Origin of the sequence: Microbacterium sp. 16-032 (assembly GCF_041079455.1) — a bacterium.
Taxonomy (GTDB): domain Bacteria; phylum Actinomycetota; class Actinomycetes; order Actinomycetales; family Microbacteriaceae; genus Microbacterium; species Microbacterium testaceum_A.
The window spans coordinates 74,844-100,083 of the sequence record NZ_JBFYGQ010000004.1; the positions used below are offsets into that span (position 1 = coordinate 74,844).

Sequence of the window (25,240 nt, forward strand, 5' to 3'; positions counted from 1 at the left end):
CTCCCGCGGTCAGTGCCCGGCGCCGAGCCCTCCGCTCAGGCGTGCGTGCAACCGGGCGGCGGTGGCGTTCATGCCCGCAATCTCGACCGTCGTGCCGAGGTGGGCGTACTTCGTCTGCACCGCGTCGAGGGCGGCGACCGTCGAGGCATCCCACACGTGCGAGTGCGAGAGGTCGATGACCACGTGCCGCGGATCGTCGTGGTACGCGAACTTCGTCGTCAGGTCGTTGCTCGAGGCGAAGAACAGCTCGCCCTCCACGGTGTAGCGGGCGGTGTCGCCCTCCACCTCGCGCGTCACGGAGGTGACGCTGGCGACCCGGCGGGCGAACAGGACGGCGGCGGCGACCACGCCCACGCCCACGCCGATCGCGAGGTTGTGCGTCCACACCGTGATCGCGACCGTGAGGATCATCACGATCGTCTCGCTCAGCGGCATCCGACGAAGAGTCGAGGGGCGGATGCTGTGCCAGTCGAAGGTCGCGATCGACACCACGATCATCACGGCGACCAGCACCGCCATCGGGATGACGGCGACGACATCGCCGAAGGCGAGCACGAGCACGAGCAGGAAGACGCCGGCCAGGAAGGTCGAGATACGGGTGCGCGCCCCCGACGCCTTCACGTTGATCATCGTCTGGCCGATCATCGCGCAGCCGCCCATTCCGCCGAACAGACCCGACAGCACGTTCGCGGCGCCCTGTCCGAGCGACTCGCGCGTCTTCGACGAGGGGGTGTCGGTGATGTCGTCCACGAGGGCGGCGGTCATGAGCGATTCGAGCAGGCCGACGATCGCCATGGCGACGGCGAAGGGCAGGATGATGGCGAGCGTCTCGCCGGTCAGCGGGACATTCGGCATCAGAAGGGCGGGCAGGCTCTCGGGCAGCGCGCCCTGGTCGCCGACCGTGGGGACCGAGATGCCGAAGACGACCGCGGCGCCGGTCAGCAGCACGATCGCCACGAGCGGGGCGGGCACGACCTTGGTGACGCGAGGCAGGAGGTACATGATCGCGAGGCCCGCCGCGGCGATCGGGTAGACGGCCCACGGCACGCCGATCAGCTGCGGCACCTGCGCCGTGAAGATGAGGATCGCGAGCGCGTTGACGAAGCCCACCATGACGCTGCGCGGAATGAAGCGCATGAGCTTGGCCACCCCGAGCAGGCCGAGGATCACCTGCAGGATGCCGCCGAGGATCACCGTCGCGAGCAGGTAGTCGACCCCGTGCTCGCGGGCGACGGGGGCGATGACGAGAGCGATCGCGCCGGTCGCGGCCGAGATCATCGCGGGGCGTCCGCCGAGGAACGCCATGGCGACCGCCATGACGAAGGACGAGAACAGGCCGAGTCGCGGGTCGACGCCGGCGATGATCGAGAACGCGATCGCCTCGGGGATGAGGGCGATGGCGACGACGAGGCCGGCGAGCACCTCGCGGGTCAGCAGGCGGGGGGAGCGAAGGGCCTGCAGGACGGTGGGCTCGGTGCGCGGGCGCGCGATGGCAGAGGTCATGGAGAGTCTCCAGGAGGTAGGGGAGGGGACCCGCGTCGGCGCGGGGAAGAATAGGGGGGTCGCGATCGCGACGAAGGAGACTCTACCGTAACGAGAGGGTTGCGGGATCGGGGATGCGATGACCGAGGTGCGACCGATGCAGATCGGCGAGCTCGCCGAGCGGACGGGGCTGTCGATCCGGACGCTTCGTCACTACGACGAGATCGGTCTGCTGCGTCCCTCGGCCCGCAGCGAGGGCGGCTTCCGTCTCTACACGGCCGACGACGAGTCGCGACTGCTCCTTATCCGCCGCATGAAGCCGCTCGGCTACTCCCTCGAGCAGATGGGTGAGCTGCTGGCCGTGGTCGACGGTCTCGAGGCGGACCCCTCCGACGACGCACTCCGCGCGCAGCTCGCCGACATCCGCGACGAAGCGCACCAGCGGCGAGAAGACCTCCGCCGCAAGGTCGCCGCGGCCGACGAGTTCATCGCCCAGTTGGAGGCACGGTGACCGCGCACGAGATCACGCTCGAGGGTCACGGCATCCGGATGTCTCCTGCTCGAGCCGCCGACGCGGCCGAGGCCTGGCCGCTGACCGACGCCGAGCTGTGGAGTCGCATGACCACGCCCTGGGCGGACTCGGTCGAGGCCTACGCCGCGCGCGTCGAGCAGCAGAACGCGACCCCGGGTTTGTACGCCTTCACGGTGCGGGATGCCGAGACCGGCCAGGTCCGCGGCGCCACGACGTTCTACGAGTACGTGCCCGCGCAGGGGCGGGTCGAGATCGGCACGACCTGGTATGGCCGGTCTTTCCAGGGCGGTCGCACCAACCCCGCCGCGAAGCTGCTGCTGCTCGCGCACGCGTTCGAGGGGTGGGGGGTCAATCGCGTGGCGCTGCGCTGCGACGCGCGCAACGAGCGCAGTGCGCGGGCCATCGAGCGCCTCGGCGCGACGCGCGAGGGGCGCCTGCGACAGCACCGCATCGCCCCCGACGGGAGCGTCTCGGACACGCTGTACTTCTCGGTCCTGCGTGACGAATGGCCGGCCGTGCGCGCGGGTCTCGAGGAGCGCCTGCGCGGCTGAGGCTCAGCCGGTCGCGGCCTCGGCCGCACGGCGGCGGGCGAACTCCCGCGCCTCGGTGAACAGCTCGAGGTCGATTTGCACGTGTCGGCGGGCGAGCTCGGCGGCCTCGTCGGGGGTGGCCTGCACGATCGCGTCGACGATCGCGTCGTGCTCGCGCGCGGCGCGGGTCTCCATGCGGCGGTGGCTTCCGCGATCGCCCCACGGGTGGGCCGGGGCCGAGAGCGAGAGGTGCCGCTCGTGCTCGAGGAGGATGTCGCGAAGTGCGGTGTTGTGCGCGGCGTCGATGATGGCGAGGTGCAGCAGACTGTCGGCGCGCTGCTTCGGGTCGCCCGACTCCGCGGCGTGGAAGTCGTCGAGGCGGCCCCGCATCGCGGTGATGTCGGCGTCGGTGCGCCGCTCGGCGGCCAGGCGCGCGAGCGAGGAGTGCAGCATCGAGCTCGCGGTGCACGCGTCGACGAGGTCGCTCCAGCGCTCCTCGAACCACCGGTCGACACCGACCACGATCGACGCGGGCCAGTCCTCGGCGACGAAGGTGCCCCCGCCCCGGCCGCGACGGCGCTCGATCAGGCCCCGGGTCGACAGGTCGTCGAGGGCCGCGCGCACCGTCGTCCGCCCGACGCCCAGGAGGGGCGAGAGGTCGCGCTCGGCGGGAAGACGGGTGCCCGGGAGGAACTCTCCCACCGCCACGGCGGTGATCAGTCGCTCGGTCACGCGCTCCACCAGGGAGGCGTCGTCGGTGTCGGCCATGGGCTCCCGTCGTTTCTCCCATGTTAATTCCGCAGAAAAGGTTTGCCAACGCACCTTTAAGGGGTCCACGATGACTCCATGCAACGCGAGATCACCGTCCCCTTCCGTGACGGCTACACCTGGGCCCGTCTGACCGAACCGTCCGAGCCCACCGGCGCGGCGCCCCTGTTCGTGCTGCACGGCGGGCCGGGGATGGCGCACAACTACGTCTCGAACCTCGACGCCCTCGCCGATCTGACCGGGCGCACGGTCGTGCACTACGACCAGATCGGGTGCGGCAAGAGCTCGCACCACCCCGACGCCCCGGCTTCGCAGTGGGTGCCGCAGCTCTTCGTCGACGAGTTCCACAACCTGCGCGAGGCCCTCGGCTTCGACGAGTACCACGTGCTCGGTCAGTCGTGGGGTGGCATGCTCGGCGCCGAGATCGCCGTGCGTCAGCCCGCGGGGCTGCGGAGCCTCGAGATCTGCAACTCCCCGGCATCCATGGCCCTCTGGCTCGCGGGAGCGGCGCGACTGCGCGCCGAACTCCCCGATGAGGCCCGCGAGGCCCTCGACCGGCACGAGGCCGCCGGCACCCTCGACGACCCCGAGTACGCCGAGGCCACGCGCGTCTTCTACGAGCGTCACGTGTGCCGCGTCACGCCGATGCCGCAGGACTTCGTCGACAGCGAGCAGCAGATGCTCGCCGACCCCACGGTCTACTTCACGATGAACGGCCCGAACGAGTTCCACGTCGTCGGGACGGGCCGTGACTGGACGATCATCGACCGCCTGCCCCAGGTCGCCGTGCCCACCCTGGTGGTCGCGGGCGAGTTCGACGAGGCCACCCCCGAGACGTGGGAGCCCTTCGTCGCGCACATCCCCGGCGCCCGTTCCCACGTGTTCGCCGGAGCGAGCCACTGCACCCACCTCGAGATGCCCGACGCCTTCCGCGCGGTCATCGCCGACTTCCTCGCGCCCCTTCCCTGACACCCGCCCCCACCCCACCCGAACCAGGAGACCCGATGTCGCACCCCGCCCCCGAGGCCCAGCAGTCGCTGGAGTCGTTCGGCTACAAGCAGGAGCTCAAGCGCTCCATGTCCACCTTCGACCTCGTGGTCTACGGTCTCGTCTTCATGGTGCCCATCGCCCCGTGGGCGATCTTCGGCGTCGTGTTCAACGCCGCGAGCGGCATGGTTCCGCTGGTGTACCTCACCGGCGTGATCGCGATGATCTTCACCGCCCTCGCCTACGCGCAGATGTCGAAGGCGTTCCCGATCGCCGGCTCCGTGTTCTCGTACGTCGGTCGCGGCCTGCACCCCACGGTCGGCTTCTTCGCCGGCTGGGCGATCCTGCTCGACTACCTGCTCGTCCCCACGTTGCTCTACGTCTTCGCCGCCTCGTCGATGGCGGGCATCTTCCCCGACGTGCCGCAGTGGATCTGGGCCGTGGCTTTCGTCGTCATCAACACCGTCATCAACGTGCTCGGCATCGGCTCGATCAAAATCGCCAACCGCGTCATGCTCGCCATCCAGCTCGCCTTCGTGGTGATCTTCGTCGTGATCGCCATGGTCGCCCTGTCGTCCGGCACGATCCCGGGCGCCGAGTTCACGATGGCTCCGCTGTGGGATGCCGAGAAGGTCAACCCCGCGCTCATCGCCACCGCCCTCTCGATCGCAGTGCTGAGCTTCCTCGGCTTCGACGGCATCTCCACGATGGCCGAGGAGTCCACCGGTGACCGGAAGTCGGGCGGTCGCGCCATGATCATCGCCCTGCTCGTGGTCGCGGTGCTCTTCATCGCCCAGACCTGGTTCGCCAGCGCTCTCGCGAACGGCACGATCGCCTTCGGTGACGACGAGGTCAACAACGCGTTCTTCGTGCTCGTGGCCAAGGCCGCCGGCAGCGGGTGGGCGACAGCCTTCCTCGCGGTCAACGTCATCGCGGTGGGTATCGCCAACGCGGTCGCGGCCCAGGCGGCGACCTCGCGCCTGCTCTACTCGATGAGCCGCGACCGGCGCCTTCCCGCCTTCCTCTCGAAGGTCACCTCGCGCCAGGTGCCGATGGCGGCGATCCTGCTGGTGAGCGCGATCTCGCTCGTGCTGGTGCTGTTCTTCGTCGGCCAGATCGCCGTCATCTCGTCGCTGGTGAACTTCGGCGCCCTGCTCGGCTTCATGCTGCTGCACGTGTCGGTCGCGGCGTACTACCTCGGCAAGAAGAAGTCGAAGAACTACCTGCTGCACCTCGTGGTGCCCCTGGTCGGCTTCCTGATCATCGGATACGTGCTGCTCAACGCCGACATGACCGCCAAGATCGGCGGCATCCTGTGGCTGGTCGTCGGCGGGATCGTCTACCTGATCTTCGCCCGTAAGAACGGCGGGGCCACCGGCCCCCTGCCCGAGCACGCGACGGCGACCGCCGGCGAGGGCGGCGGAGAGGTCGCCTCCCGATGACCCAGGAGCACTGGCTCGGCAAGGAGCACGGTCGCCCGGGTTACGACGCGTCGGTGCCCCCGGCGCTGCGCATTCGGCCCGGCACCGGCGAGAGGATCGCGTTCGAGACCGACGACGCGGTGTACGCCGAGCTGCACGAGCACGGCGACCTCGGGGCGCTGAAGGCCCCCATCAACCCGGTGACCGGCCCCGTGTACGTCGAGGGGGCGAAGCCCGGCGACGCCCTCGCGGTGCACGTCCACGAGATCCGCCTCGGCGCGTACGGGTGGTCGCAGAGCCTCCCCGGCGCCGGGGCGCTGCAGCACCGCATGCCGGATCACGTCGTCAGCCGGCGCATCCCGATCGACGCCGAGGGCGTGCACCTCACCGATCGGCACGTGGTGCCCGCCCGCCCGATGATCGGGTGCATCGGCACAGCGCCCGCCTCCGGGGCGAACTCGACGGTCATGCCGACGACCGCCCTCGGCGGCAACATGGACCTCACCGACGTCGCCCCGGGTGCCACCGTCTACCTGCCCGTCGAGGTCGAGGGAGCCCTCCTCTCGATCGGCGACATCCACGCCGTGATGGCCCGAGGCGAGTCGTCGTTCGTCGCGATCGAAGCGGCGGGGGTCGCGGTGGTCTCGATCGAGGTGATCCCGGATGCCGATCTGCGCGCGCCCCGCGTCGAGACCGACGAGGAGTGGATCTTCGTCGGCCTCGGCGACCCGGTGCAGGAGAGCGTCCGACGCGGCTACGAAGACGTCTTCGACGATCTCGTGGACGCGCGCGGGTGGGACCGGATGGACGCGTACGCGGTCATGAGCGCCCTCGTGCACAGCGAACTGGGCGGACCGACGGGTTCGGAGGCGCCTGACCCGCTGCATCCGTTCCGCGCCGTGGGGGCGGTGACCCTTCACCGCCTGCCGAAGAGCGTGCTCTGACCCGGGCCGAATCCCGCTGAGACTGCACCTCGTTGACGAAAGGGGCGCAGCCTGCAACCGGCTTGTCAGCGAGATGCAGTCTCGCGGTACCTGCGGGGATGCGGCGACCCGGCACCGATTCGAGCGGGGCCGGAGCGCCGTGTAGGATCGTCCCTTGGAAGTGTGTCCGAGCGGCCTAAGGAGCATGGCTGGAATCCATGTAGGCGGGGTAACTCGCCTCGCAGGTTCAAATCCTGTCACTTCCGCCACACGAAGAGCGTCACCCGAGAGGGTGGCGCTCTTCGCCTTTCACGCGGCGACTACCGCGACACGCTCTCGCGCTCGACCGCGCCGACGGCGCCGGGCCGCACGACGAGCGAGCGAGGGTACGCCCGCGCGAGCACCCGCCGCAGCGGCGTCGCTCTCGCGTCGAGAGCCCCGCGCACGCCCGCGACGGCGGAGACGAGGGCGGGTCCCCGAGCGGGGTCGAGGCTGTCGCCCGCGTAGCTCACCCGTTCGACCGCGTCACGCAGGAGATCGACGTCCTCGGCCGGCGCGCCCTGCTCCTCGACGAGCCGAGCCGCGAAGGCGCGCGGAGACAGAGCGGACGAGACCGGGATGCCGAGATCCACCGCGTCCTCCCGCATCGCCGTCCACGCCGCCACCGGATCGCCCGCCCGCGCGGCGGCGAGGCGTCGACGACGCAGCACCATCCGGGCCGCGGCCGGGACCCCGGCGAGCAGCAGCAGTGCGAGGACCCCGAGGACCGGGGCGACCCACGCCGTGCTCTGACGCGCGGTCACCGAGCCGCCGCCGGTGGTCTGCGCCCCGGGGTCGTTCTCAGCCGCCGTCGAGGGGGCCGTCGAGGGCTGGTCGGCCGGGGTCTCGGCATCCTGGCTCGGGGTGTTCGGGGCCGTGTTGTTACCGCCCGTCGAGCCCGAGGCGAAGTTCGTCGGAACGCCGAGGCTGTTCGTCGGCTCGAACGGCACCCACCCGATGCCCTCGAAGTACACCTCGGGCCACGAGTGCAGCTGGCTCGAGGTAACCGTGTACTCCGTGCCGCCCTGCTGGGGAAGGCTCGAGGCGGTGCCGGGGAGATATCCGATGACGATGCGCGCCGGGATGCCGAGGGTTCGCGCCATGACCGCGAAGGCCGACGCGTAGTGCACGCAGTATCCGGCGCGCACCTGCAGGAACTGCGCCACCGCGTCGAGGCCCGCCCCGTCGAATCCGGCGTCGACCGGGGCATCGAGGGAGTAGCGGAACTGACTGCTGCGGAACCAGTTCTGCAGCGTCACGAGCTTGTCGTACGGCGTCTGAGCGTTGGCGGTCACCTCGCGGGCGGTGTCGCCGATGACGGCCGGCACGTCGGCGGGAAGAGCGGTCAGGGCGGGATCGAGATCCGTGCCGCCCACCGTCTTGGAACGGATCTGCTCGAGGGTGGGGCGCGGAACGTTCGCCTGCACCTCGTAGACCTGCTCTCGCGTCGACCCCGCGCGCGTGACGACCGTGCGGTTCTGCGGCATGCCGAGCCAGTCGCCGTTGAGGCCCGTGACCGTCGAGGCCGGATAGGGCACCGGCAGCCACGGGCTGTCGAGCTGATCGACGGTGACGGTGGTCGTCCAGTCGGCGAGGGTGATGTCGCCGTCGACGCCGACCCGGTCGAACACGGCGCCGCTCGGGGGGACCGCGACGGTGTCGAAGCTGTCGGGCTGCCACACGGCGCCGTCGAAGCGCGAGAGCGTGACCGCGCGCAGGTACGGGGCCGTCGGACCCGTGGTGCGGACCGTGAGCACCTCGACGTCGCGGGGCTGGCGCAGATCGTTTCCGAGTTCGAGGTTGGGGTTGATGGTGGTTCCCAGCCCGCCCGTGCCGCCGCTGGCGAACCGCAGACCCGGTTGGGGCAGCAGGGGAGTGGCCACCACGGCGACGATCACGGCCACCGCCGCGACCCCCAGGGCCGTCGCCGACACCCCGAACAGGCGGCGGGGCGACGGATCGGGCGAGCGTCCGTCGCGTCGGGGCGGGGCCGCGGTTCGCGCGCGCGTGTCGATCCGCAGCAGGAACAACAGCGCCGCTGCGAGCAGCACGAAGCTCGCGATGTCGACGTCGGAGGGGATCGCGATCGTCGGGATGAGCGAGACGGCGACCAGTCCGACCCCGGCGAGCAACGGCATCCGGGCCGTCAGGACGACGTGGTCGAGCACGATCGCGAGCGCGCCGATCGCCGCGACCAGCAGGAACGCCAGGCCCTCGTCCGGGGGCACGGGGGCGACGCCGTCGCGGATCTCGGCCGAGGCCTGAGCGATCAGACCCGGAACCGCGGCGAAGGTCGACGGAGTGGGGATCACCAGCAGGATCGCCGTCGTCCGCCCGAAGATCGCCGTGAGCAGGACGATCCAGACGACGAGCTCGGCCACGCTGGCGAGCACCGCGGGCAGGCGCGAGAGGCGCACGATCAGCCCCGCGCCGAGAGCGCCCCCGGCCACGAGGACGGCTCCCGCGACCCACGCGCCCGGGGCGATGACCGAGAAGACCGGCAGCATCGCCGCGGCGATCGCGGCGAACAGGCCGACGGTCAGCAGGGTGGCGTCGCGGCGCCGACGGGGGGAGCGCAGCACGGTGAGATCAGCGGCCGACACGGGCGTACCCCTGTTCCATCGCGTCGTCCCACGCCAGGGCCACGTCCCCGGCCGGGAGCAGGTGCGTCGCGCGCCAGCCGGCGACCTGGAGGGCGTCGAGGTTCGTGTGCTCGGCCACGACGATCAGGACGGGAAGAGCCGAGTGCAGGCCCGCCGCGCCCAGCGTCGCGCGGTCCTCGGGCGACAGGATTCCGGTGATCACCACGACCGGACCGAGCAGGGCGGACACGGTCGCCGGCACGACGCGGTGGGAGGGGTCGTCGGCGCGGGCGCGCAGGCTCGCGAACCCGGCGGCGGCCGCTCGCGCCTCGACGTCGTCCCCGCCCTCGACGGGATCGGTGAGGAGCGTGCCGTCGCTGTCGACGACGTCGACCGTGTAGCCCTCGTGCACGAGATGGGCGATGGCCGACACGCACGCGGTCACCGCCGTCTCGAACGCGGGGTCGCTCCCGGGGGCGTGCGCGGCCTGCGACGACCACCGCGAGAGCGCACGGTCAATGACGACCGTGGCGGCGGGAGAGGATTCCTGCTCCTCCTGACGCACCATGAGGGTGTCCCGATGCGCGGTCGCCCGCCAGTGGATGCGCCGCATCGAATCGCCCGGAGCGTAGGGGCGCGCGACGAGGTTGTCGGCGCCCTGGCCGAGCTGCAGCGCCGCGGTCTGTCGCGTGCCGCCGGCCTCACCCGAGGCGGAGGGCAGGGGCGTGAGATCCACGATCGCCGGGGCCACCGTCACCGCGGTCGTGCGGCCGAGGGCGAGTCGCCGACGCACCAGACCGAACGGGTCGGTCGTGGTCACCTCGAGCGGACCGATCGAATGGATGCCGCGCGACGCGCCGACCACGTCGTAGCGCACCTCGACCGTGCCGGCACCGCCCGCCAACGTGGAGGCGAGGGGAGCCGAGGCCCCCTCGGCGCGTCCGGTCAGGCCCGCGGGAAGAGTGTCGCTCCACCGGCCCGGACCGGTGGGGAGGGCGCTCGAGAGGCCCGCGCGGACCACGACCGTCGCCGAGCCCCCGACCTCGGGGGTCTCGGGAGTCACGACGCGCGACACCGACCCCGTCCCGCGCGTCAGCAGCAGAGCGATGGCGGATGCCGCCAGGAGCGCGACGAGCAGGGTCGCGAAGTACAGCAACTCCGGGATGCCGGCGCGTTGCGCGATGACGAACCCCGCGACGGCGAGGAGGACCGCCCCCGTGCCCCGGAGGGTGAAGGGCCACAGGCGCTTCACGCCGGCGCTCACGGCCGGGGGGCGAGGGGGACGCGCACGCTCGTCGCGATCCGGTCCAGGGCGTCGGCGACGACCGCGGCTCCGGCGCGGCCGCCCGCGGCGGACCGGTTGGCGATCAAGCGGTGGGCGAACACCGGCGACAGCAGAGCGGTGATGTCGTCGGGGATCACGTAGGCGCGACCGTCGAGGGCGGCGCGGACCTTCGCGGCGCGGACGAGCTGCAGGGTCGCTCGGGGGCTCGCGCCCAGGCGGATGTCGGGATGGCTGCGCGTCGCCTGCGCGAGGGCGACGACGTACTCCTCGAGCGCGGGGGCCACGTGGACGCCCCGGGCCCAGGCGATCATCGCGGTCACCTGGCGAGCGGTGACGACCGGCGTCAACCCGTCGAGGGGGTTCACCGCGTCGCGCTGACGGAGCATGAGGGCCTCGGCCGCGGCATCCGGGTATCCCATCGAGATCCGCAGCAGGAAGCGGTCGCGCTGCGCCTCGGGGAGAACGTACGTGCCCTCCATCTCGAACGGGTTCTGCGTGGCCACCACGAGGAACGGCGAGGGCAGGACGTGCGTGCGCCCGTCGACGGTGACCTGGCGTTCCTCCATGGCCTCGAGCAGCGACGACTGCGTCTTGGGGGAGGAGCGGTTGATCTCGTCGGCGATGACGATGTGGGCGAACACCGCGCCGGGGGTGAACTCGAACTGCCGCTGCACCGGATTGAACACCGACACGCCGGTGATGTCGCCGGGCAGAAGATCGGGGGTGAACTGGATGCGACGGACGTCGGCGTCGACCGTGGCGGCGAGCGCCCGGGCGAGCATCGTCTTGCCGACGCCCGGGACGTCTTCGATGAGCAGGTGCCCCTCGGCCAGCAACGCGATCAGGGCGCTGCGGACGGCCTCGGGCTTACCGTCGATCACCTTCGAGACGGATGCCAGGATCTCCCCGGTCAGGCGGGCGAAAGTCTCTGCGTCGAGAGCGGTGTCGACCCCGGGGCGGGCGGGGCCGCCGGCGGTGTCGGCGCGGCGCAGCCGCGTGGTCGCCTCGGGCGTGACCGTCTCGTCCATGGCATCCCTTGTGTCGCGGAGGCGGAGGCGCGTCGTCGCCGCCGTGACCCGATCGTAACCCGCGTCGCGGCAGCCGGGGTCGGAATACCGCGGGTGCACAGGCGGCACTCGGCGAGAGCGGAGCGCCCCTAGGATCGGGGAGCGTTGGTCCACCCGAGGAGCCCGCGCATGTCGCACACCACCCCGTCCCTGCCCGCCGCCCCCCACGTGCTCGCCGTCGACATCGGCGGAACGAAGGTCGACGCGGCCCTGGTCTCGGCCTCGGGCGAGGTGGTCCGCGCGAGCGTGACCCGACGCCCCACCGGTCGCGAGAACGACCGCGACACGATCGCCCGCCACGTGCGCGAGGCCGCCGCCGCAGCGCTGGCCGCGGTCCCCGGGGTCACGGTGACCGCCATCGGCGTGGGCAGCGCGGGCCCGGTCGACCTGCCCTCGCGGTCGGTGTCGCCCCTCAACCTGCCCCTCGCGGCGGGTCTGCCCATCGACGAGGTACTCGCGGGACTCGTGGACGGCCCGATCCACCTGGCCCTCGACGGCACGTGCATCGCCCTCGCCGAGCACTGGCGCGGTGCTCTGGTCGGCTGCGACGACGCGATGGCGATCGTCGTGTCGACGGGAGTGGGCGGCGGCCTCGTGCTGGGCGGTCGCCCCGTCAGCGGCGCCAGCGGCAACGCGGGTCATCTGGGGCAGACCTTCGTCCGCACCATCGAGGGCGACGAGGTCGTCGCGGCCACCCTCGAAGCCGTGGCCGCGGGGCCGGGCACCGTCGCCTGGGCGAAGACGCAGGGCTGGCAGGGCGAGACCGGTCTCGATCTCGCCGCCTCCCACGCGGCGGGGGATGCCATCGCGATCGCCGCTGTGACGCGATCGGCGACCGCGGTGGGACAGGCCATCGCCGCGGCGGCCACCCTGTGCGATCTCGAGGCCGTGGCCATCGCCGGGGGCTTCTCGCAGGTCGCGCCCGACTACGTCGACCAGGTGCGTGCGGCCGCCCAGGCCGCCTCGCTGCACGCGTACGCGCGGCGCTGCCGCATCGTCGGCTCGGGCCTCGACGGAGACGGTCCGCTGCTCGGGGCGGCGGCGTTGGCGCTGCAGTCCTGACGGATTCCGCAGAGGGTGGCGCGCTGATGGGCGGGCGTAATCTGGACGAGAGGGCCCGCGCCGCGGACCGGCGAACGAGGGCAGGGGTCATGCGTACGGGATCCAACCTGCCCGCCGTCGGGGAGTACAACCAGGCTCTCGTGCTGGATCACATCCGCCGCTCGCCCGAGGGGCTCAGCCGGGTCGAACTGTCGGCGCGCACGGGTCTCAGCGCCCAGACGCTCAGCAACGTGACCCGTCGCCTGGCCGACGAAGGGCTGATCGTCGAGGCCGGCAAGGTCATCTCGGGTCCCGGCAAGCCCCGCACGCTGCTCAAGCTCGAGCCGCGCTCGCGGTTCGCGGTCGGGGTGCACCTCGACCCGGTGGTCGACACGGTCGTGGTGGTCGACATGGCGGGTGAGGTCATCGCGCACGACGAGATCGCCCGCCCGGCGGTGTCGACTCCCGCCGGACTGGTGGATGCCGTGGGTGCCGCTGTCGACGCGATCGTCGAGCGCGCCGGCATCCCCCGCGAGCTCGTCCTCGGGGTCGGTGTGGCAGCCCCGGGTCCCTTCGACGCGCGCGGCGGCCGCCTTCTCGATCCGCCCCTGCTGCCGGAGTGGCACAACGTGAACGTGCGCGAAGACCTCGGCGCCGTCACGGGCCTGCCGGTGATCGTCGAGAAGGACGTGACGGCCGCGATGGTAGGGGAGATGTGGTTCGACCGCTCCGACGCCCTCGGGGACGCGATGTTCCTGTACTACGGCGCGGGCGTCGGTGTGGGGCTCGCGATCGCGGGTGCGCCGGTGCGCGGACGCACCGGCAACGCCGGTGGCATCGCCCACGTGATCGTCGATCCCGATGGTCCGCCCTGCGCGTGCGGCGCTCGCGGGTGCCTCGGGGTGTCGATCGAGCCGCGCGTGCTGCTGGCCGAGGCCGGGTACGCTCCCGCGGCGGCCGGCGACACGCGCCCCGACCTGGACCGGCTCGTGCGCGACGCCCGTGAGGGCGAGGAGGTGCCGGCCGCGGTGCTGCGGCGGGCGGGGGAGCGGATCGCGCGCGCGCTGGTCGTGACCAACAACCTGATCGACGTCGACGAGGTCGTCCTCGGCGGCCCCGTGTGGGAGCGCCTGGCGGGGGTGCTGGGCGATGTCGTCGCCGAGCGCGTCGCCGTCGACGCGGCCTCGACCGCGACGCGCGAGATCGTCGTGCGTCGCTCGCGGGTCGGAACCGACGTCGCGGCCGTGGGGGCCGCCTGCCTCATGCTCGACGGCGCCTTCGCGGCACGGCCGACGCGCATGATGATCGCCCTCTGAGCCCGACCCCCGGCGCGCGGAGCCGCGCGTTTCCCGATCGTTACATGGGCTGCGCCGTTCGGACTTGCCGAGTTAGTCCATTTGATTTATAAAAGGTTCTGGCGACGTGGTGTCTCCACCCGAGCAAGGGAGCTTTCATGAAGAAACTGACGATGGTGACCGGTCTTCTGACCGCCACCGCCCTGACCGCGGCCCTGGCCGGTTGTTCCGCGGGCAGCGGAGACGCCGGCGACGCGAAGACCATCCGCGTCGCGTACCAGACCACGGCGACCTTCAACCAGATGCAGACGCTGATGGAGACCGCGAAGTCGCAGTACGAGGCCGCGCACCCCGGCATGACCGTCGAGCTCGTGCCGATCCAGGCCGAGGGCGCCGACTACTACACGAAGCTCGCGCTGATGAACAAGTCGGCCAGCACCGCCCCCGACGTCCAGTACGAAGACACCTTCAAGATCCAGTCCGACGCCGCGGCAGGCTATCTGCTGCCCCTCGACGACTACCTCGCGAAGTGGAGCGACTGGTCGCAGTTCGCCGACGGCGCCAAGCAGGCCGGCCTCGGCCCCGACGGCAAGACCTACGGCGTCTCGCTCGGAACCGACACCCGCGGCCTCTGGTACAACAAGCAGATCTTCGCCAAGGCGGGCATCTCCGTCCCGTGGCAGCCCAAGACCTGGGCCGACGTGCTCTCGGCGGCCGAGAAGGTCAAGGCGGCCGATCCCGACGTCATCCCGATGAACGTGTACTCGGGCAAGACGGCCGGTGAAGCGGCATCCATGCAGGGGCTGGAAATGCTCCTCTACGGCACCGAGGACACCCTCTACGACACCTCCTCGAAGAAGTGGGTCGTCGGCAGCCAAGGCTTCAAGGACTCGCTGACGTTCGTCTCCGACGTCTACCAGGGCGGCCTCGGACCCTCGCTCCAGCAGGCGCTCGACCCCAACATCTTCACCAGCGTGACCGCCGACTGGCTGCCGAAGGGCAAGCTCGCGATCGCCCTCGACGGCTCGTGGCAGTCGGCAGCGTGGGTCGATGGCGGCACCGCCCCGTGGCCCGCGTGGAGCGACACGCTCGGCATCGCCGCGATGCCCACCCAGAACGGCCAGGCGCCCGGCACCACGAGCATGTCGGGCGGGTGGACGCTCGCCATCGGCAAGAACACCAAGAACGCCGACGCCGCCTGGGACTTCCTCTCCACCGCGGTGAACAAGGACAACGCCACGTCCTACGACATCAACAACAGCCAGATCGCCGTCCGCGCCGACGTGGCGCAGTCCACCGAGTACCTCGACGCGAACCCGAGCTTCAAAACCTTCTCGAGCTTCGTCGACACGACGCACTTCCGCCCGGCGACGGAGGACTACGACAAGATCTCGAACCAGATCCAGGTCGCGATGGAAGCGGTCATGACCGGGCAGTCCAGCGTCGACGACGCCGCCGCAGCCTACGACCAGGCCGTCATCGGCATCGTCGGTCAAGACAACACCCAGCAGGGCTGATCGTGACCGCCCTGGCTCAGACCGGGGCGACCGGAACCGACCGGAGGTCGCGCGCCACCACGCGCGGCCTCCGGTCCTCGGCCCGGGCGCTCCCGCTCCTTCCCGCAGCGCTGCTGCTCGCGGTGTTCCTGCTCGGACCGATCCTCGTGTCGCTGTGGGGCTCGCTCACCAATGCGACCCTGTCGGGCTCGACCGCCGTCGCGAGCCAGTTCATCGGCTTCGACAACTACACCCAGCTCTTCAAGGCCCCCGACTTCCCCGTGGCGGTCGTCAACACGATCGTGTTCGTGTTCTTCTCGGCCGTGATCGGTCAGAACATCCTGGGGCTGGCCCTGGCTCTCATGATGCGCTCGGGCAACCGCGTCGTCACCGCGGTGGTCGGCACGATCGTCGTCACCGCGTGGGTTCTGCCCGAGATCGTCGCGGCCTTCGCCGCGTACGCGTTCTTCCGCGACAACGGAACCCTGAACGTGATCCTCGGCTTCTTCGGTCTCGACCCCGTCAGCTGGCTCTTCACGATGCCGGTGCTCATGGTCATCTTCGCCAACATCTGGCGCGGGACGGCGTTCTCGATGATGGTCTACTCGGCGGCCCTCGCCGACGTGCCGCCCGAGATCACCGAGGCGGCCGAGGTCGACGGGGCGAGCGGCATCAAGCGCCTCTTCCTCATCACGATCCCCATGATCCGCTCGACCATCGGCACGAACTCGATGATCGTGACGCTGCAGACCCTGTCGGTCTTCACGCTGATCTTCGTCATGACCGGCGGTGGCCCCGGCACCAAGAGCACGACGCTGCCGATCCTCGCCTACCAGCAGGGTCTGAAGTTCGGCGAGCTCGGCTACGGCACCGCGATCGCCACGATCATGCTGCTCATCGGCGCGATCTTCTCGTTCTTCTACGTCCGCGCTCTGCGCGAGGAGGTCTCGTCATGACCACCGCCACCCTCCCCGAGGTGACCGGAGCGCGCGTCCGCTCGGCCCGCCGCGCCCCCGCGCGCAAGAAGGCGTCGCTGTCGTCGCCGCGCACGCGCGCCCTTCGCGTCGTCGCCAACACGCTCCTGATCGTGGTCGGCATCCTGTTCGTGGTCCCGCTCGTGTGGCTCGTCACGGCCTCGCTCGACGCGCAGCCCACGCTGGCGATCAAGATGCCCGAGGTCGTCACCCTCGACAACTTCGCGGCCGTGATGAAGCCCGACCTGCTCTTCCAGCCCCTGTGGAACAGCGTGCTTCTGGCCGGGGGCACCTCGATCGCCACGGTCGTGCTCGCCTCGCTGGCGGCCTACCCGCTCTCGCGGTACAAGATGCGCGTCGGCAAGCCCTTCCTCTACGCGGTGCTGTTCGGCACGTGCCTTCCGATCACGGCGATCATGGTGCCCGTCTACAGCCTGTTCGTCCAACTCAACCTGATCGACTCGATCGGCGGCACGATCCTCTTCCTCACCGCGAGCGCCCTGCCGATCGCGATCTGGATGATGAAGAACTTCATGGACGGGGTTCCCGTCGAGCTCGAGCACGCGGCCTGGATGGACGGCGCGGGGTCGATGCGCACGCTCGTGCAGATCGTGCTGCCCCTCATGCGCCCGGGCATCGCGGTGGTGTTCATCTTCACCTTCATCCAGGCGTGGGGGAACTTCTTCGTCCCCTTCGTGCTGCTGCTCAGCCCCGACTACCAGCCGGCCGCCGTCAGCATCTTCAACTTCTTCGGGTCGTTCGGAGCCGTGGCCTACGGCCAGCTCGCGGCCTACTCGATCGTCTACTCCCTTCCGGTGCTCGGCCTGTACGTCCTCGTGCAGCGCGGACTCGGCGGCCCGTCGGCTCTCGCCGGCGCGGTCAAGGGCTGACCCGTCCCCCCAGACAAGGAACCCACTTCATGCACGACCGCACCGCGCTCATCGAGATGCGTATCGAACGCTTCGTCCGCGAGCGTCTCGCCCCCGCCGTCTACCGCGACCGTCAGCCCCTCGAGATCTCGGCGTGGGAGGCCCCCGGCGAGCCGGTCACCTTCGACGAGGCTCGGGATGCCGAATACCGCCCCTTCGCGATCGGAACGCCGTGGGGCCGGGCATGGGGGACGACCTGGTTCGCCGTGTCGGGAGAGACCCCCGCCGCGTGGCGCGACGACTCGGGGGTCCTTCCCGCGGGCACCGTCGCCGAATTCGTCGTCGACCTCGGGTTCACGGCCGGGCAGAGCGGTTTCCAGTGCGAGGCGCTGATCTGGAACCGCGACGGGGCCCCGATCAAGGGCATCTCGCCGTTCAACAACGCCACCGCCGCCGCGATCGACGCCGACGGCCGGATCGACGTCCTCGTCGAGGCCGCGTCGAACCCCGACGTGGGGAGCCTCTTCACGTTCGAGCCGACCCCGGTCGGCGACCCCGCGACGGCGGGCGACGCCCCCCTCTACGTCTTGCGCGAGATGTCGATCGGACTCCGCGATATCGCGGTGTGGGAACTCCTGCAGGACTTCCGCCTGCTCCACGGTCTGCTGGCCGAGCTCGACGCGACCTCGGCGCGCCGCGCGACCCTCCTCGAGGGGATGGATGCCGCGATCGACGCGGTCGATCCCCACGACGTCGCCGGGACCGCACAGGCCGGTCGCGACGTGCTCGCTCCGCTGCTCGCCGCGCCCGCGGCATCCAGCGCCCATGTCCTTCACGCGGTGGGCCACGCCCACATCGACTCGGCGTGGCTCTGGCCGGTGCGCGAGACCGCCCGCAAGGTGTCGCGCACCTTCAGCAACGTGCTCTCGCTGATGGACGAAGACCCCGGGTTCGTCTTCGCCAGTTCGTCGGCGCAGCAGTTCGCGTGGATGAAGGAGCACTACCCGGCGCTGTGGGAGCGACTCAAGGCGCGCGTCGCCGAGGGACGCTTCGTGCCGGTGGGCGGCATGTGGGTCGAGTCCGACACCAACATGGTCGGCGGCGAGGCGATGGCCCGCCAGTTCGTCGAGGGCAAGACTTTCTTCCTCGAGGAGTTCGGCATCGACACCGAAGAGGTGTGGCTGCCCGACTCCTTCGGATACAGCGGCGCCCTGCCGCAGATCATGAAGGCCGCGGGAGCCCGCTGGTTCCTCACGCAGAAGATCTCGTGGAACGAGACGAACCGCATCCCGCACCACACCTTCCGGTGGGAGGGCATCGACGGCTCGCGCATCTTCACCCACTTCCCGCCCGTGGACAAGTACAACTCCGAGGTCACAGCGGCCGACCTCGCGCACGCCGAGCGCAATTTCGCCGACAAGGGCCGGGCGCGCACCTCGCTCCTTCCCTACGGCTTCGGCGACGGCGGCGGCGGCCCCACCCGCGAGATGACCGCGACGATCGCGCGCACGGGCTCGCTCGAGGGCGCCCCGATCGTGAAGCACTCGACCCCGCGGGAGTTCTTCGAGACGGCCGAGGCCGAGTACGCCGACCCGGCCGTGTGGGCGGGGGAGCTGTACCTCGAGTTCCACCGCGGCACCTACACCAGCCAGCTGCGCACCAAGCAGGGCAACCGCCGCAGTGAGCACCTGCTGCGCGAGGCGGAGCTGTGGTCGGCGACCGCCGCGGTGCGGGTGGGTGCGACGTACCCGGCCGAGGCGTTGCGGCGCCTCTGGCGCCTCGTGCTGCTGCAGCAGTTCCACGACATCCTGCCCGGCACCTCGATCGCCTGGGTCCACCGCGATGCCGAGCGCAACTACGAAGCGATCGCGACCGAGCTCGAGCAGATCATCACCGACAGCCTGCGCGCGCTCGTCGGCGAGGGCGACCGTACCCTGCTCGCCAACGCCACGCCTCATTCCCGAGCGGGCTCCCCGGCCCTGGGCATCGCAGCGGCGCCGAGCCTTCGCGACGTGACCCCGCGCGCCGAGGGTGACGGATTCGTGCTCGACAACGGCATCATCCACGCCGTGATCGATGCCCGGGGGCTGCTCATCTCGCTCGTCGACGTGGTGACCGGCCGCGAGGTCGTTCCCGCGGGACAGGTCGCGGGGCTGTTCGAGATCTTCCGCGACACCCCCACGCAGTGGGACGCGTGGGACATCGACGAGACCTACCGCCGGCACGCCACCGCCCTCGACGGCGCCGACGCGGTGCGCGCCGAAGGTGACGCGGTCGTCGTGGAGCGTACGGTCGGCGACTCGACGATCGTGGAGCGCATTGCGCTCGCCGCGGGTTCCCGCACGGTGCGTCTCTCGCTCGACATCGATTGGCACGAACAGCAGAAGCTGCTCAAGCTCGGCATCCCCGTGGACGTCCACACCGACCGCGCAGCATCCGAGATCCAGTTCGGTCACATCACGCGCCCGACGCACACGAACACCTCGTGGGACGCCGCCCGCTTCGAGACCGCCGCGCACCGCTGGGTGCGCGTCGCCGAACCGGACTTCGGTGTCGCCGTGACCAACGATTCGACCTACGGACACGACATCACCCGTCACGAGCGGGACGGCGGGGGCACTTTCTCGCTCGTGCGCCTCTCTCTCATCCGCTCGGCGATCTTCCCCGACCCCGGGCAGGACCAGGGCGCGCATCACCTCGAGGTGGGCATCGTCGTGGGGGCCGACGTGCTCGACGCTGTCGCGGAGGGTTACCGCACGAACCTTCCCATGCGGGTCGTGACGGATGCCGCGCGCGAGAGCGTGGCGCCCCTGGTGTCTATCGATGCCCCCGGTGTCGTCGTCGAGGCCGTCAAGCTCGCCCAGGACGGGTCGGGAGACGTCGTCGTACGTCTCTACGAAGCGCTGGGGGAGCGCACGCAGGCCCGGCTCGAGGCCGGCTTCGACGTCACTCGCGTGAGCGAGACCGATCTCCTGGAGCGCGACCTGGAGGCCGCGGCGGTGACCGCCGTGCAGGGCGGGATCGTCGATCTAGAGCTGCGCCCGTTCCACCTGGTGACGCTGCGTCTGTCGCGCTGACACGCTGGAGGAGAGGACGGCCGGGGCGCGAACGCCCCGGCCGTCCCGTCGTTCTCGACCCTGGCCGCCTCAGGAACGAACGAGATCCGCCCGCAGCAGGTCCATGACCTGCCAGGGCTCGATCCCCTCGGGGTGGGGCAGGGGAGCGTCCCCGCCCACACGGCCGAGCGCGAGGAACGAACGACGTTCGACCGCCGCGTCCCCGCCGTGACCGCCGGAGTCGAGGTGCCCGTGGTCAGTGGTGACGGCGACGAGCCAATCCTCCCCGTGCGCGGCGGCGCGCTCCGCCACGGTGTCCAGGATCCCGCCCAGGAGCGCATCGACCCGGCGGATCGCGGCGGTGTACTCCGCAGCGATTCCCCCGAAGCGGTGACCCGCCTCGTCGACCTCACCGAGGTACACGAACGACACGTCCGGGCCCACGGCACGCAGGTGCGCCCGCGCGGCGGCGGCGATCTCGGCATCCGTCGGTCCGTATCCGTGGGTCTCGCCGTCGCGGAGGACGACCGTGTGCAGCCCCGTGCGTTCGCGGTCGGGGTTCGGGGCGATGATCGGACCGGGCCCCGCCGGATCGACGAGCGGTGGCCAATCGACGGCGGCGAAGGTGGTGGCCGTGGGGCGGTCCACCGCTGCGCGAGCGAGCAGATCGAGGTGGCGACGCAGTCGATGCCCGGTGAAGAGGTTGTCGATGACGCCGTGCTCGGTGTGGCGCGTGCCCGTCAGCAGCGACGACCACCCCGGCCCCGAGACGGTGGGCACCTCCATCGTCAGGGGAAGCAGCCGACCGCCCGCGGCGAACGCGGCGAGCCGCGGGGCCGCGGCGGGGGAGCCGAGGGCGTCGTCGACCCGGAGCCCGTCGATGCCGACGAGGAGCAGTTTGCGCGCGGGGCTCATGTGGCCGGAAGCTCGCCCGCGGCATCCAGCAGCGCGGGGATGTCGGCGACGCCGTCCAGAAGGTGGGTGTGCCGCGATCGGCCGAGGTCGGCAGCGGACCCGGCCCCCGTCCGCACGCCGACGACGAAACGGGCGCCGGCGGCGGTTCCGGCCGCGAGGTCGTTGGGGGTGTCTCCCGCGACGAGCACCTCGGCGACCGAGCGGGTGCCGGTGAGCTCCATGGTGCGGAAGACGAGGTACGGGGCCGGTCGCGACGCCGTCACGAGCTCGGACGTCGCGAGGGCGTCGACGTCGATCCCCACCTCCCAACCCACTCTCGCGAGCAGCCCCTCGGCCACCTCTCGGGTGTACCCGGTCTGCAGGGCGACCTTGACCCCGGCGGCGCGGAGCGAGGCGATCGCCTCGCGGACTCCCGGGAACAGTGTCGGCGTCGCGGCCGCGTACGCCTCGTCGAGCTGCGCGGCGAAGCCCGCGTAGACGGCCTCGGTGCGCGCGGGATCGCCCCCGAGGGTGGTCAGCAGCCCGCGGATGGCCTCGGTCTTGTCGGTTCCCGTCCAGGGCGCGAGGACGTCGGCGGGGACGGGGGAGCCGAGCTCGTCGGCCACGCACCGCGAGAGCAGCTCGTAGACGACGCCGCCCTCGTCGATCGTCGTGCCGGCCATGTCGAGGGAGAGGAGCGAGACGGTCATCGAGAACCTTCCGGAGTCATACTGCGCGAGGCGTGGGGTCCGGCGGGACCCCGCGAGCGGGAGTTGTGGATGATGAGGGCGGCGCGATCGGGGCGGTACCGGTCGTCCGAGACCTCGAGCGCCTCGCCGTCGTCCGACCGCGTGACCCGTCTCACCCGCAGGAGCGGGGAACCGGGCTCGACACCGAGCTCTGCGGCATCCGTCTCATCGGCGGCGACCGCGTCGATGGTGTGCTCGCCCTGATCGAGCGCCACGCCCCGGGCGAGGAGCCCGGCGAAGATCGAGCCCGCGTCGGGGTCCAGGTCGAACAGCAGTCGGCCCACCGGCTCGACGAAGGCGGTGCGCTCGATCATGACCGGTTCGCCGTCGATCGACCGGACGCGCACGAGCTCGACGGCCCGCGCGTCGTCGTCCAGGTCGAGAGCGGCGGCGACGGCGTCGGAGGGACGACGGACGGCGATCTCGAGCGTGCGCTGGCCCGGGGTGCGCCCGAGCGAGGACACCCACGCCGAGAACGAGAAGAAGTCGTCGATGTCCTGGGCGAGCGGGGCGCGCGCGACGGTGGGCACGCGGCCCTGACCGGTCGCGATGAGGCCCTCGGCGGCGAGAGCTGCGAGGGCCTGTCGCACCGGGCCCCGGGACGCGCCGAACTCCACGCACAGTTCCGCTGTCGAGGGCAGAGGCGTGCCCACCGCCAGGGTTCCGCTGACGATGCGCTCGCGCAGCGACGAGTGAACGGTTTCGTGGAGGAGCATGGGATCAGCTTGTCAACACAAGTGAGCGGCATGCCACCCGCATAGGCAGTGTTCGGTCGCCGTTCACCTTCGACAGACCCCTCTATAGGCGACGTCTTCGTCGGGTGAACATCGCATGACAAGTGCCGCGAGCGAGCGGATTCGACCCCGTCGACGGGTAAGACTCGTCGGCGTGAACACCCCGTCTGCGTCCCCCGTCGATCTCGTCGTCGTCGGTGCGGGCATCGTCGGCCTCGCTCACGCGTGGCACGCGGTCCGCTCCGGTCTGTCGGTGATCGTCCTGGACCGCGACGATCGCCCCGTCGGCGCGAGCGTGCGCAACTTCGGTCACATCTGCACGAGCGCTCAGGCCGGGCTGGCGCGGCAGTACGCCGAGGTCGCCCGCGACGCCTGGCTGACGCTCCCGGCGAGCGCCGGCATCGAGGTGCGCGAGAGCGGAACGGTCGTGGTCGCCCGCACGGATGCCGAGATGGCGGTGCTCGACGAGTTCGCTGCGGCGCGCCCCGGCGAGGCCGAGATCCTGCGACCCCGCGACGTGGCCGCGCGCCTGGGATGGGCGGCGCCGGACGCGGTGGGGGGAGCATTCCTCGCCCGCGACCTGCGCGTGGACGCGCCGACGGTGATCCCCGCCCTCATCGGGCATCTGCGGGAGCTTGGCGTCGACATCCGATTCGGCGAGAACGTGGTGGATCTGCGGGAGGACGGCGTGCGGACGGCCGCCGGTTGGTTCCCCGCCACCGCCGTCGCGGTGTGCGTCGGTCACGACGTCGACCGCCTGTTCCCCGACATCGCGGGCGAGGGCGCGGTGCGCCGCTGCCGCCTGCGGATGCTCGAGATCGATGCCCCGCACGCGACGCCCCTCGACCCCGCACTCTTCACCGGCACCTCGCTGCTGCGCTACGGCGGTTTCGCCGAGACCGCCGCCGCCGACGGCGTTCGCGCCGAACTCGGCGCGACCGACCCCGAGCTGGTGACCCACGTCGTCAATCTCATGGCCACCCAACGTCCCGGCGGACGCGTGGTCATTGGGGACACCCACCACTACGAGCGCACCCTCGACCCGTTCGACGACGAGACCCTCGACGAACTGCTCCTCGAGCGGTTCCGCCGACTGTTCGGCGTCGACTCCCTCCGCGTCCGCCGACGCTGGCGCGGCGTCTACGCCGCGAGCGAGGTCTCGCCGTACCTGCTGGTCTCGCCGCGGCCGGGTCTCGTGATCGCGTCCGTGACCAGCGGCATCGGCATGACCACCGCTCTCGGCTTCGCCCGTGACGCCCTCGAGCGCCACGGCATCCTCTGACTCCTCCTTCGCTGCCTCTCCCTCTCCACTCGAGTACCCGCCCGAAAGGACTCCCATGCCCTCCTCCACCCCCGTGACGGCACGCCGCCTCGTGCGCGCCGTCGTCGCGACCGCGGCCGTCGCCGCCGTCGCCGTGACGCTCTCGGCGTGCTCCGGCGCCTCCGACGCCGCCACCGGTTCGATGACGCTCGAACAGAAGCAGAAGGCCACCAGCGCCGCCGACTTCGGCGGAATGGACGGCCTCGTCGCCGCCGCCAACGCCGAGGGCAAGCTGAACGTCATCACCCTTCCGCCGTCGTGGGCCAACTACGGCAAGATCATCGCGGGCTTTCAAGCGAAGTACCCCGACATCCAGATCGACTCGCAGAACCCCAACGGCTCCAGCGCCGACGAGGTCGCAGCGGCCCAGTCGCAGAAGGGTCAGGACACCGCTCCCGACGTCTTCGACATCGGCACCGCCGTGCTGAGCCAGAACCTCGACCTGGTCACGCCGTACACGGTGTCGAACTGGGGCGACATCCCCGACGACTTCAAGGACCCGAACGGTTCCTGGTTCTACGACTACACGGGACTGATGTCGATCGGCTACGACTCCTCGGTCATCACCACCCCTCCCACCTCGGTCGCCGACCTGCTCTCGCCCGAGTTCCAGGGCAAGGTCGCCATCAAGGGCGACCCGACGCAGGCCAACGAGGCCGCGAGCGCCGTCTACTGGGCGGCTCTGCAGAGCGGCGGCAGCGTGAACGACATCAGCGCCGGCGTCGACTTCTTCTCGAAGCTGAAGAAGGCGGGCAACATGCTGTCGGTCCTGCCGACGCAGGCGACCGTCGCCTCGGGCGAGACCCCCGTGGTGATCCAGTGGAGCTACAACAACCTCGCGTGGGGCCCGGACGGCGGCTCGTCAGGCAACCCGAACTGGAAGACGGTCGTGCTCCCCGGCGTCGCGCTGGGCAGCTACTACAACCAGGCCGTCAACGTCGACGCCCCGCACCCCGCCGCCGCGCGCCTGTGGGAGGAGTACCTCTACAGCCCCGAGGTGCAGAACCTCTACCTGGCCTCGGGGGCGTACCCCTCGACGCTGAAGGCGATGATGGCCAACGGCACGGTCGATCAGTCGGTGCTGCAGAAGGTCGGCGAGCCGCCGGCGCAATTCGTGCAGCTCACGAGCGACCAGGCGGCCGCCGCCGCGAAGGTGCTCGGGTCGACCTGGTCGGCAGCGATCGGCTGATCGCCC

General features: G+C 71.1%; 21 protein-coding genes and 1 tRNA gene. 14 read left to right on the forward strand and 8 right to left on the reverse strand.

The genetic code is table 11. The features are described from left to right. Positions 1 to 9: 9 nt before the first annotated feature. A complete protein-coding gene (locus tag AB6V31_RS09050; protein ID WP_369365185.1) occupies positions 10 to 1,503 on the reverse strand; it encodes a SulP family inorganic anion transporter in 1,494 nt (497 codons plus the stop codon). Between the two features lie 118 nt (positions 1,504 to 1,621). Between AB6V31_RS09050 and AB6V31_RS09055 the strand changes: the two genes are divergently transcribed. Beyond that, complete coding sequence (locus AB6V31_RS09055; RefSeq protein ID WP_295842416.1) at positions 1,622 to 1,993, forward strand: MerR family transcriptional regulator; 372 nt, start codon at positions 1,622 to 1,624, stop codon at positions 1,991 to 1,993. Next, positions 1,990 to 2,565, forward strand: a complete 576-nt coding sequence (locus AB6V31_RS09060) for a GNAT family N-acetyltransferase (RefSeq protein WP_369365187.1) — start codon at positions 1,990 to 1,992, stop codon at positions 2,563 to 2,565. The genes AB6V31_RS09055 and AB6V31_RS09060 overlap by 4 nt, the downstream gene beginning before the upstream one ends. Positions 2,566 to 2,568: 3 nt before the next feature. Here AB6V31_RS09060 and AB6V31_RS09065 read toward each other — a convergent pair whose 3' ends face one another. Next, on the reverse strand, positions 2,569 to 3,312 hold the full coding sequence (locus AB6V31_RS09065) for a FadR/GntR family transcriptional regulator (protein ID WP_144785775.1): 744 nt from the start codon (positions 3,310 to 3,312) through the stop codon (positions 2,569 to 2,571). Positions 3,313 to 3,390: 78 nt separating this feature from the next. Between AB6V31_RS09065 and AB6V31_RS09070 the strand changes: the two genes are divergently transcribed. The 4 genes from AB6V31_RS09070 (at position 3,391) to AB6V31_RS09085 (ending at position 6,912) form a co-directional block, all read left to right on the forward strand. Further along, positions 3,391 to 4,281 carry a proline iminopeptidase-family hydrolase gene (locus AB6V31_RS09070; RefSeq protein WP_268104505.1) on the forward strand — a complete coding sequence of 297 codons (891 nt, stop codon included), beginning with the start codon at positions 3,391 to 3,393 and terminating at the stop codon, positions 4,279 to 4,281. A 35-nt stretch (positions 4,282 to 4,316) separates the two neighbouring features. Then, positions 4,317 to 5,741, forward strand: coding sequence for an APC family permease (locus tag AB6V31_RS09075; RefSeq protein ID WP_268104504.1), 1,425 nt, complete (start codon positions 4,317 to 4,319; stop codon positions 5,739 to 5,741). Continuing rightward, positions 5,738 to 6,664: an acetamidase/formamidase family protein gene (locus AB6V31_RS09080; protein ID WP_369365190.1), complete on the forward strand. Its 927-nt coding sequence runs from the start codon at positions 5,738 to 5,740 to the stop codon at positions 6,662 to 6,664. Before AB6V31_RS09075 ends, AB6V31_RS09080 begins: the two co-directional genes overlap by 4 nt. Before the next feature lie 156 nt (positions 6,665 to 6,820). Continuing rightward, positions 6,821 to 6,912, forward strand: a tRNA-Ser gene (locus tag AB6V31_RS09085). A 51-nt stretch (positions 6,913 to 6,963) separates the two neighbouring features. Here the strand turns inward: AB6V31_RS09085 and AB6V31_RS09090 are convergent. Genes AB6V31_RS09090 through AB6V31_RS09100 form a run of 3 tightly spaced genes read right to left on the reverse strand, consistent with a single transcriptional unit; the run spans position 6,964 to position 11,577 of the window. Further along, entirely contained in the window at positions 6,964 to 9,285 is a 2,322-nt protein-coding gene (locus AB6V31_RS09090) for a DUF3488 and transglutaminase-like domain-containing protein (RefSeq protein WP_268104502.1), read from the reverse strand. Beyond that, positions 9,272 to 10,528 (reverse strand): DUF58 domain-containing protein, encoded by a 1,257-nt coding sequence (locus tag AB6V31_RS09095; RefSeq protein ID WP_369365192.1) that lies wholly within the window; start codon positions 10,526 to 10,528, stop codon positions 9,272 to 9,274. The genes AB6V31_RS09090 and AB6V31_RS09095 overlap by 14 nt, the downstream gene beginning before the upstream one ends. Continuing rightward, entirely contained in the window at positions 10,525 to 11,577 is a 1,053-nt protein-coding gene (locus AB6V31_RS09100; RefSeq protein ID WP_081349786.1) for a MoxR family ATPase, read from the reverse strand. The genes AB6V31_RS09095 and AB6V31_RS09100 overlap by 4 nt, the downstream gene beginning before the upstream one ends. 168 nt (positions 11,578 to 11,745) lie before the next feature. Between AB6V31_RS09100 and AB6V31_RS09105 the strand changes: the two genes are divergently transcribed. The 6 genes from AB6V31_RS09105 (at position 11,746) to AB6V31_RS09130 (ending at position 20,368) form a co-directional block, all read left to right on the forward strand. Then, positions 11,746 to 12,678 carry an ROK family protein gene (locus tag AB6V31_RS09105; RefSeq protein ID WP_268104500.1) on the forward strand — a complete coding sequence of 311 codons (933 nt, stop codon included), beginning with the start codon at positions 11,746 to 11,748 and terminating at the stop codon, positions 12,676 to 12,678. Positions 12,679 to 12,767: 89 nt separating this feature from the next. Then, positions 12,768 to 13,973 carry an ROK family transcriptional regulator gene (locus tag AB6V31_RS09110; RefSeq protein WP_268104499.1) on the forward strand — a complete coding sequence of 402 codons (1,206 nt, stop codon included), beginning with the start codon at positions 12,768 to 12,770 and terminating at the stop codon, positions 13,971 to 13,973. Positions 13,974 to 14,110: 137 nt separating this feature from the next. Beyond that, positions 14,111 to 15,469, forward strand: coding sequence for an extracellular solute-binding protein (locus AB6V31_RS09115; protein ID WP_369365195.1), 1,359 nt, complete (start codon positions 14,111 to 14,113; stop codon positions 15,467 to 15,469). Between the two features lie 2 nt (positions 15,470 to 15,471). After that, positions 15,472 to 16,404 (forward strand): carbohydrate ABC transporter permease, encoded by a 933-nt coding sequence (locus tag AB6V31_RS09120; protein ID WP_369365197.1) that lies wholly within the window; start codon positions 15,472 to 15,474, stop codon positions 16,402 to 16,404. Further along, positions 16,401 to 17,312, forward strand: a complete 912-nt coding sequence (locus tag AB6V31_RS09125; RefSeq protein ID WP_143017913.1) for a carbohydrate ABC transporter permease — start codon at positions 16,401 to 16,403, stop codon at positions 17,310 to 17,312. The genes AB6V31_RS09120 and AB6V31_RS09125 overlap by 4 nt, the downstream gene beginning before the upstream one ends. Before the next feature lie 29 nt (positions 17,313 to 17,341). Then, positions 17,342 to 20,368 (forward strand): alpha-mannosidase, encoded by a 3,027-nt coding sequence (locus tag AB6V31_RS09130; RefSeq protein WP_369365199.1) that lies wholly within the window; start codon positions 17,342 to 17,344, stop codon positions 20,366 to 20,368. 69 nt (positions 20,369 to 20,437) lie between these two features. Here AB6V31_RS09130 and AB6V31_RS09135 read toward each other — a convergent pair whose 3' ends face one another. From AB6V31_RS09135 to AB6V31_RS09145, 3 genes are read right to left on the reverse strand one after another with little or no spacing between them, the layout of a single operon-like run. Further along, complete coding sequence (locus AB6V31_RS09135) at positions 20,438 to 21,262, reverse strand: alkaline phosphatase family protein (protein ID WP_369365201.1); 825 nt, start codon at positions 21,260 to 21,262, stop codon at positions 20,438 to 20,440. After that, positions 21,259 to 21,951 (reverse strand): phosphonatase-like hydrolase, encoded by a 693-nt coding sequence (locus AB6V31_RS09140; protein ID WP_268104495.1) that lies wholly within the window; start codon positions 21,949 to 21,951, stop codon positions 21,259 to 21,261. Before AB6V31_RS09140 ends, AB6V31_RS09135 begins: the two co-directional genes overlap by 4 nt. Beyond that, on the reverse strand, positions 21,948 to 22,706 hold the full coding sequence (locus AB6V31_RS09145) for a GntR family transcriptional regulator (protein WP_268104494.1): 759 nt from the start codon (positions 22,704 to 22,706) through the stop codon (positions 21,948 to 21,950). Before AB6V31_RS09145 ends, AB6V31_RS09140 begins: the two co-directional genes overlap by 4 nt. 172 nt (positions 22,707 to 22,878) lie before the next feature. Between AB6V31_RS09145 and AB6V31_RS09150 the strand changes: the two genes are divergently transcribed. Continuing rightward, on the forward strand, positions 22,879 to 24,006 hold the full coding sequence (locus AB6V31_RS09150) for a TIGR03364 family FAD-dependent oxidoreductase (RefSeq protein ID WP_369365203.1): 1,128 nt from the start codon (positions 22,879 to 22,881) through the stop codon (positions 24,004 to 24,006). Between the two features lie 55 nt (positions 24,007 to 24,061). Further along, entirely contained in the window at positions 24,062 to 25,234 is a 1,173-nt protein-coding gene (locus tag AB6V31_RS09155) for an ABC transporter substrate-binding protein (RefSeq protein ID WP_268104492.1), read from the forward strand. Positions 25,235 to 25,240: the final 6 nt, after the last annotated feature.

Excerpts from the sequence above, each read along its gene's own strand:
- AB6V31_RS09050 (WP_369365185.1), bottom strand. The coding sequence starts at position 1,503 with ATGACCTCTGCCATCGCGCGCCCGCGCACCGAGCCCACCGTCCTGCAG.
- AB6V31_RS09055 (WP_295842416.1), top strand. The coding sequence starts at position 1,622 with ATGACCGAGGTGCGACCGATGCAGATCGGCGAGCTCGCCGAGCGGACG.
- AB6V31_RS09065 (WP_144785775.1), bottom strand. The coding sequence starts at position 3,312 with ATGGCCGACACCGACGACGCCTCCCTGGTGGAGCGCGTGACCGAGCGA.
- AB6V31_RS09070 (WP_268104505.1), top strand. The coding sequence starts at position 3,391 with ATGCAACGCGAGATCACCGTCCCCTTCCGTGACGGCTACACCTGGGCC.
- AB6V31_RS09075 (WP_268104504.1), top strand. The coding sequence starts at position 4,317 with ATGTCGCACCCCGCCCCCGAGGCCCAGCAGTCGCTGGAGTCGTTCGGC.
- AB6V31_RS09080 (WP_369365190.1), top strand. The coding sequence starts at position 5,738 with ATGACCCAGGAGCACTGGCTCGGCAAGGAGCACGGTCGCCCGGGTTAC.
- AB6V31_RS09100 (WP_081349786.1), bottom strand. The coding sequence starts at position 11,577 with ATGGACGAGACGGTCACGCCCGAGGCGACCACGCGGCTGCGCCGCGCC.
- AB6V31_RS09105 (WP_268104500.1), top strand. The coding sequence starts at position 11,746 with ATGTCGCACACCACCCCGTCCCTGCCCGCCGCCCCCCACGTGCTCGCC.
- AB6V31_RS09110 (WP_268104499.1), top strand. The coding sequence starts at position 12,768 with ATGCGTACGGGATCCAACCTGCCCGCCGTCGGGGAGTACAACCAGGCT.
- AB6V31_RS09115 (WP_369365195.1), top strand. The coding sequence starts at position 14,111 with ATGAAGAAACTGACGATGGTGACCGGTCTTCTGACCGCCACCGCCCTG.
- AB6V31_RS09125 (WP_143017913.1), top strand. The coding sequence starts at position 16,401 with ATGACCACCGCCACCCTCCCCGAGGTGACCGGAGCGCGCGTCCGCTCG.
- AB6V31_RS09130 (WP_369365199.1), top strand. The coding sequence starts at position 17,342 with ATGCACGACCGCACCGCGCTCATCGAGATGCGTATCGAACGCTTCGTC.
- AB6V31_RS09135 (WP_369365201.1), bottom strand. The coding sequence starts at position 21,262 with ATGAGCCCCGCGCGCAAACTGCTCCTCGTCGGCATCGACGGGCTCCGG.
- AB6V31_RS09140 (WP_268104495.1), bottom strand. The coding sequence starts at position 21,951 with ATGACCGTCTCGCTCCTCTCCCTCGACATGGCCGGCACGACGATCGAC.
- AB6V31_RS09145 (WP_268104494.1), bottom strand. The coding sequence starts at position 22,706 with ATGCTCCTCCACGAAACCGTTCACTCGTCGCTGCGCGAGCGCATCGTC.
- AB6V31_RS09155 (WP_268104492.1), top strand. The coding sequence starts at position 24,062 with ATGCCCTCCTCCACCCCCGTGACGGCACGCCGCCTCGTGCGCGCCGTC.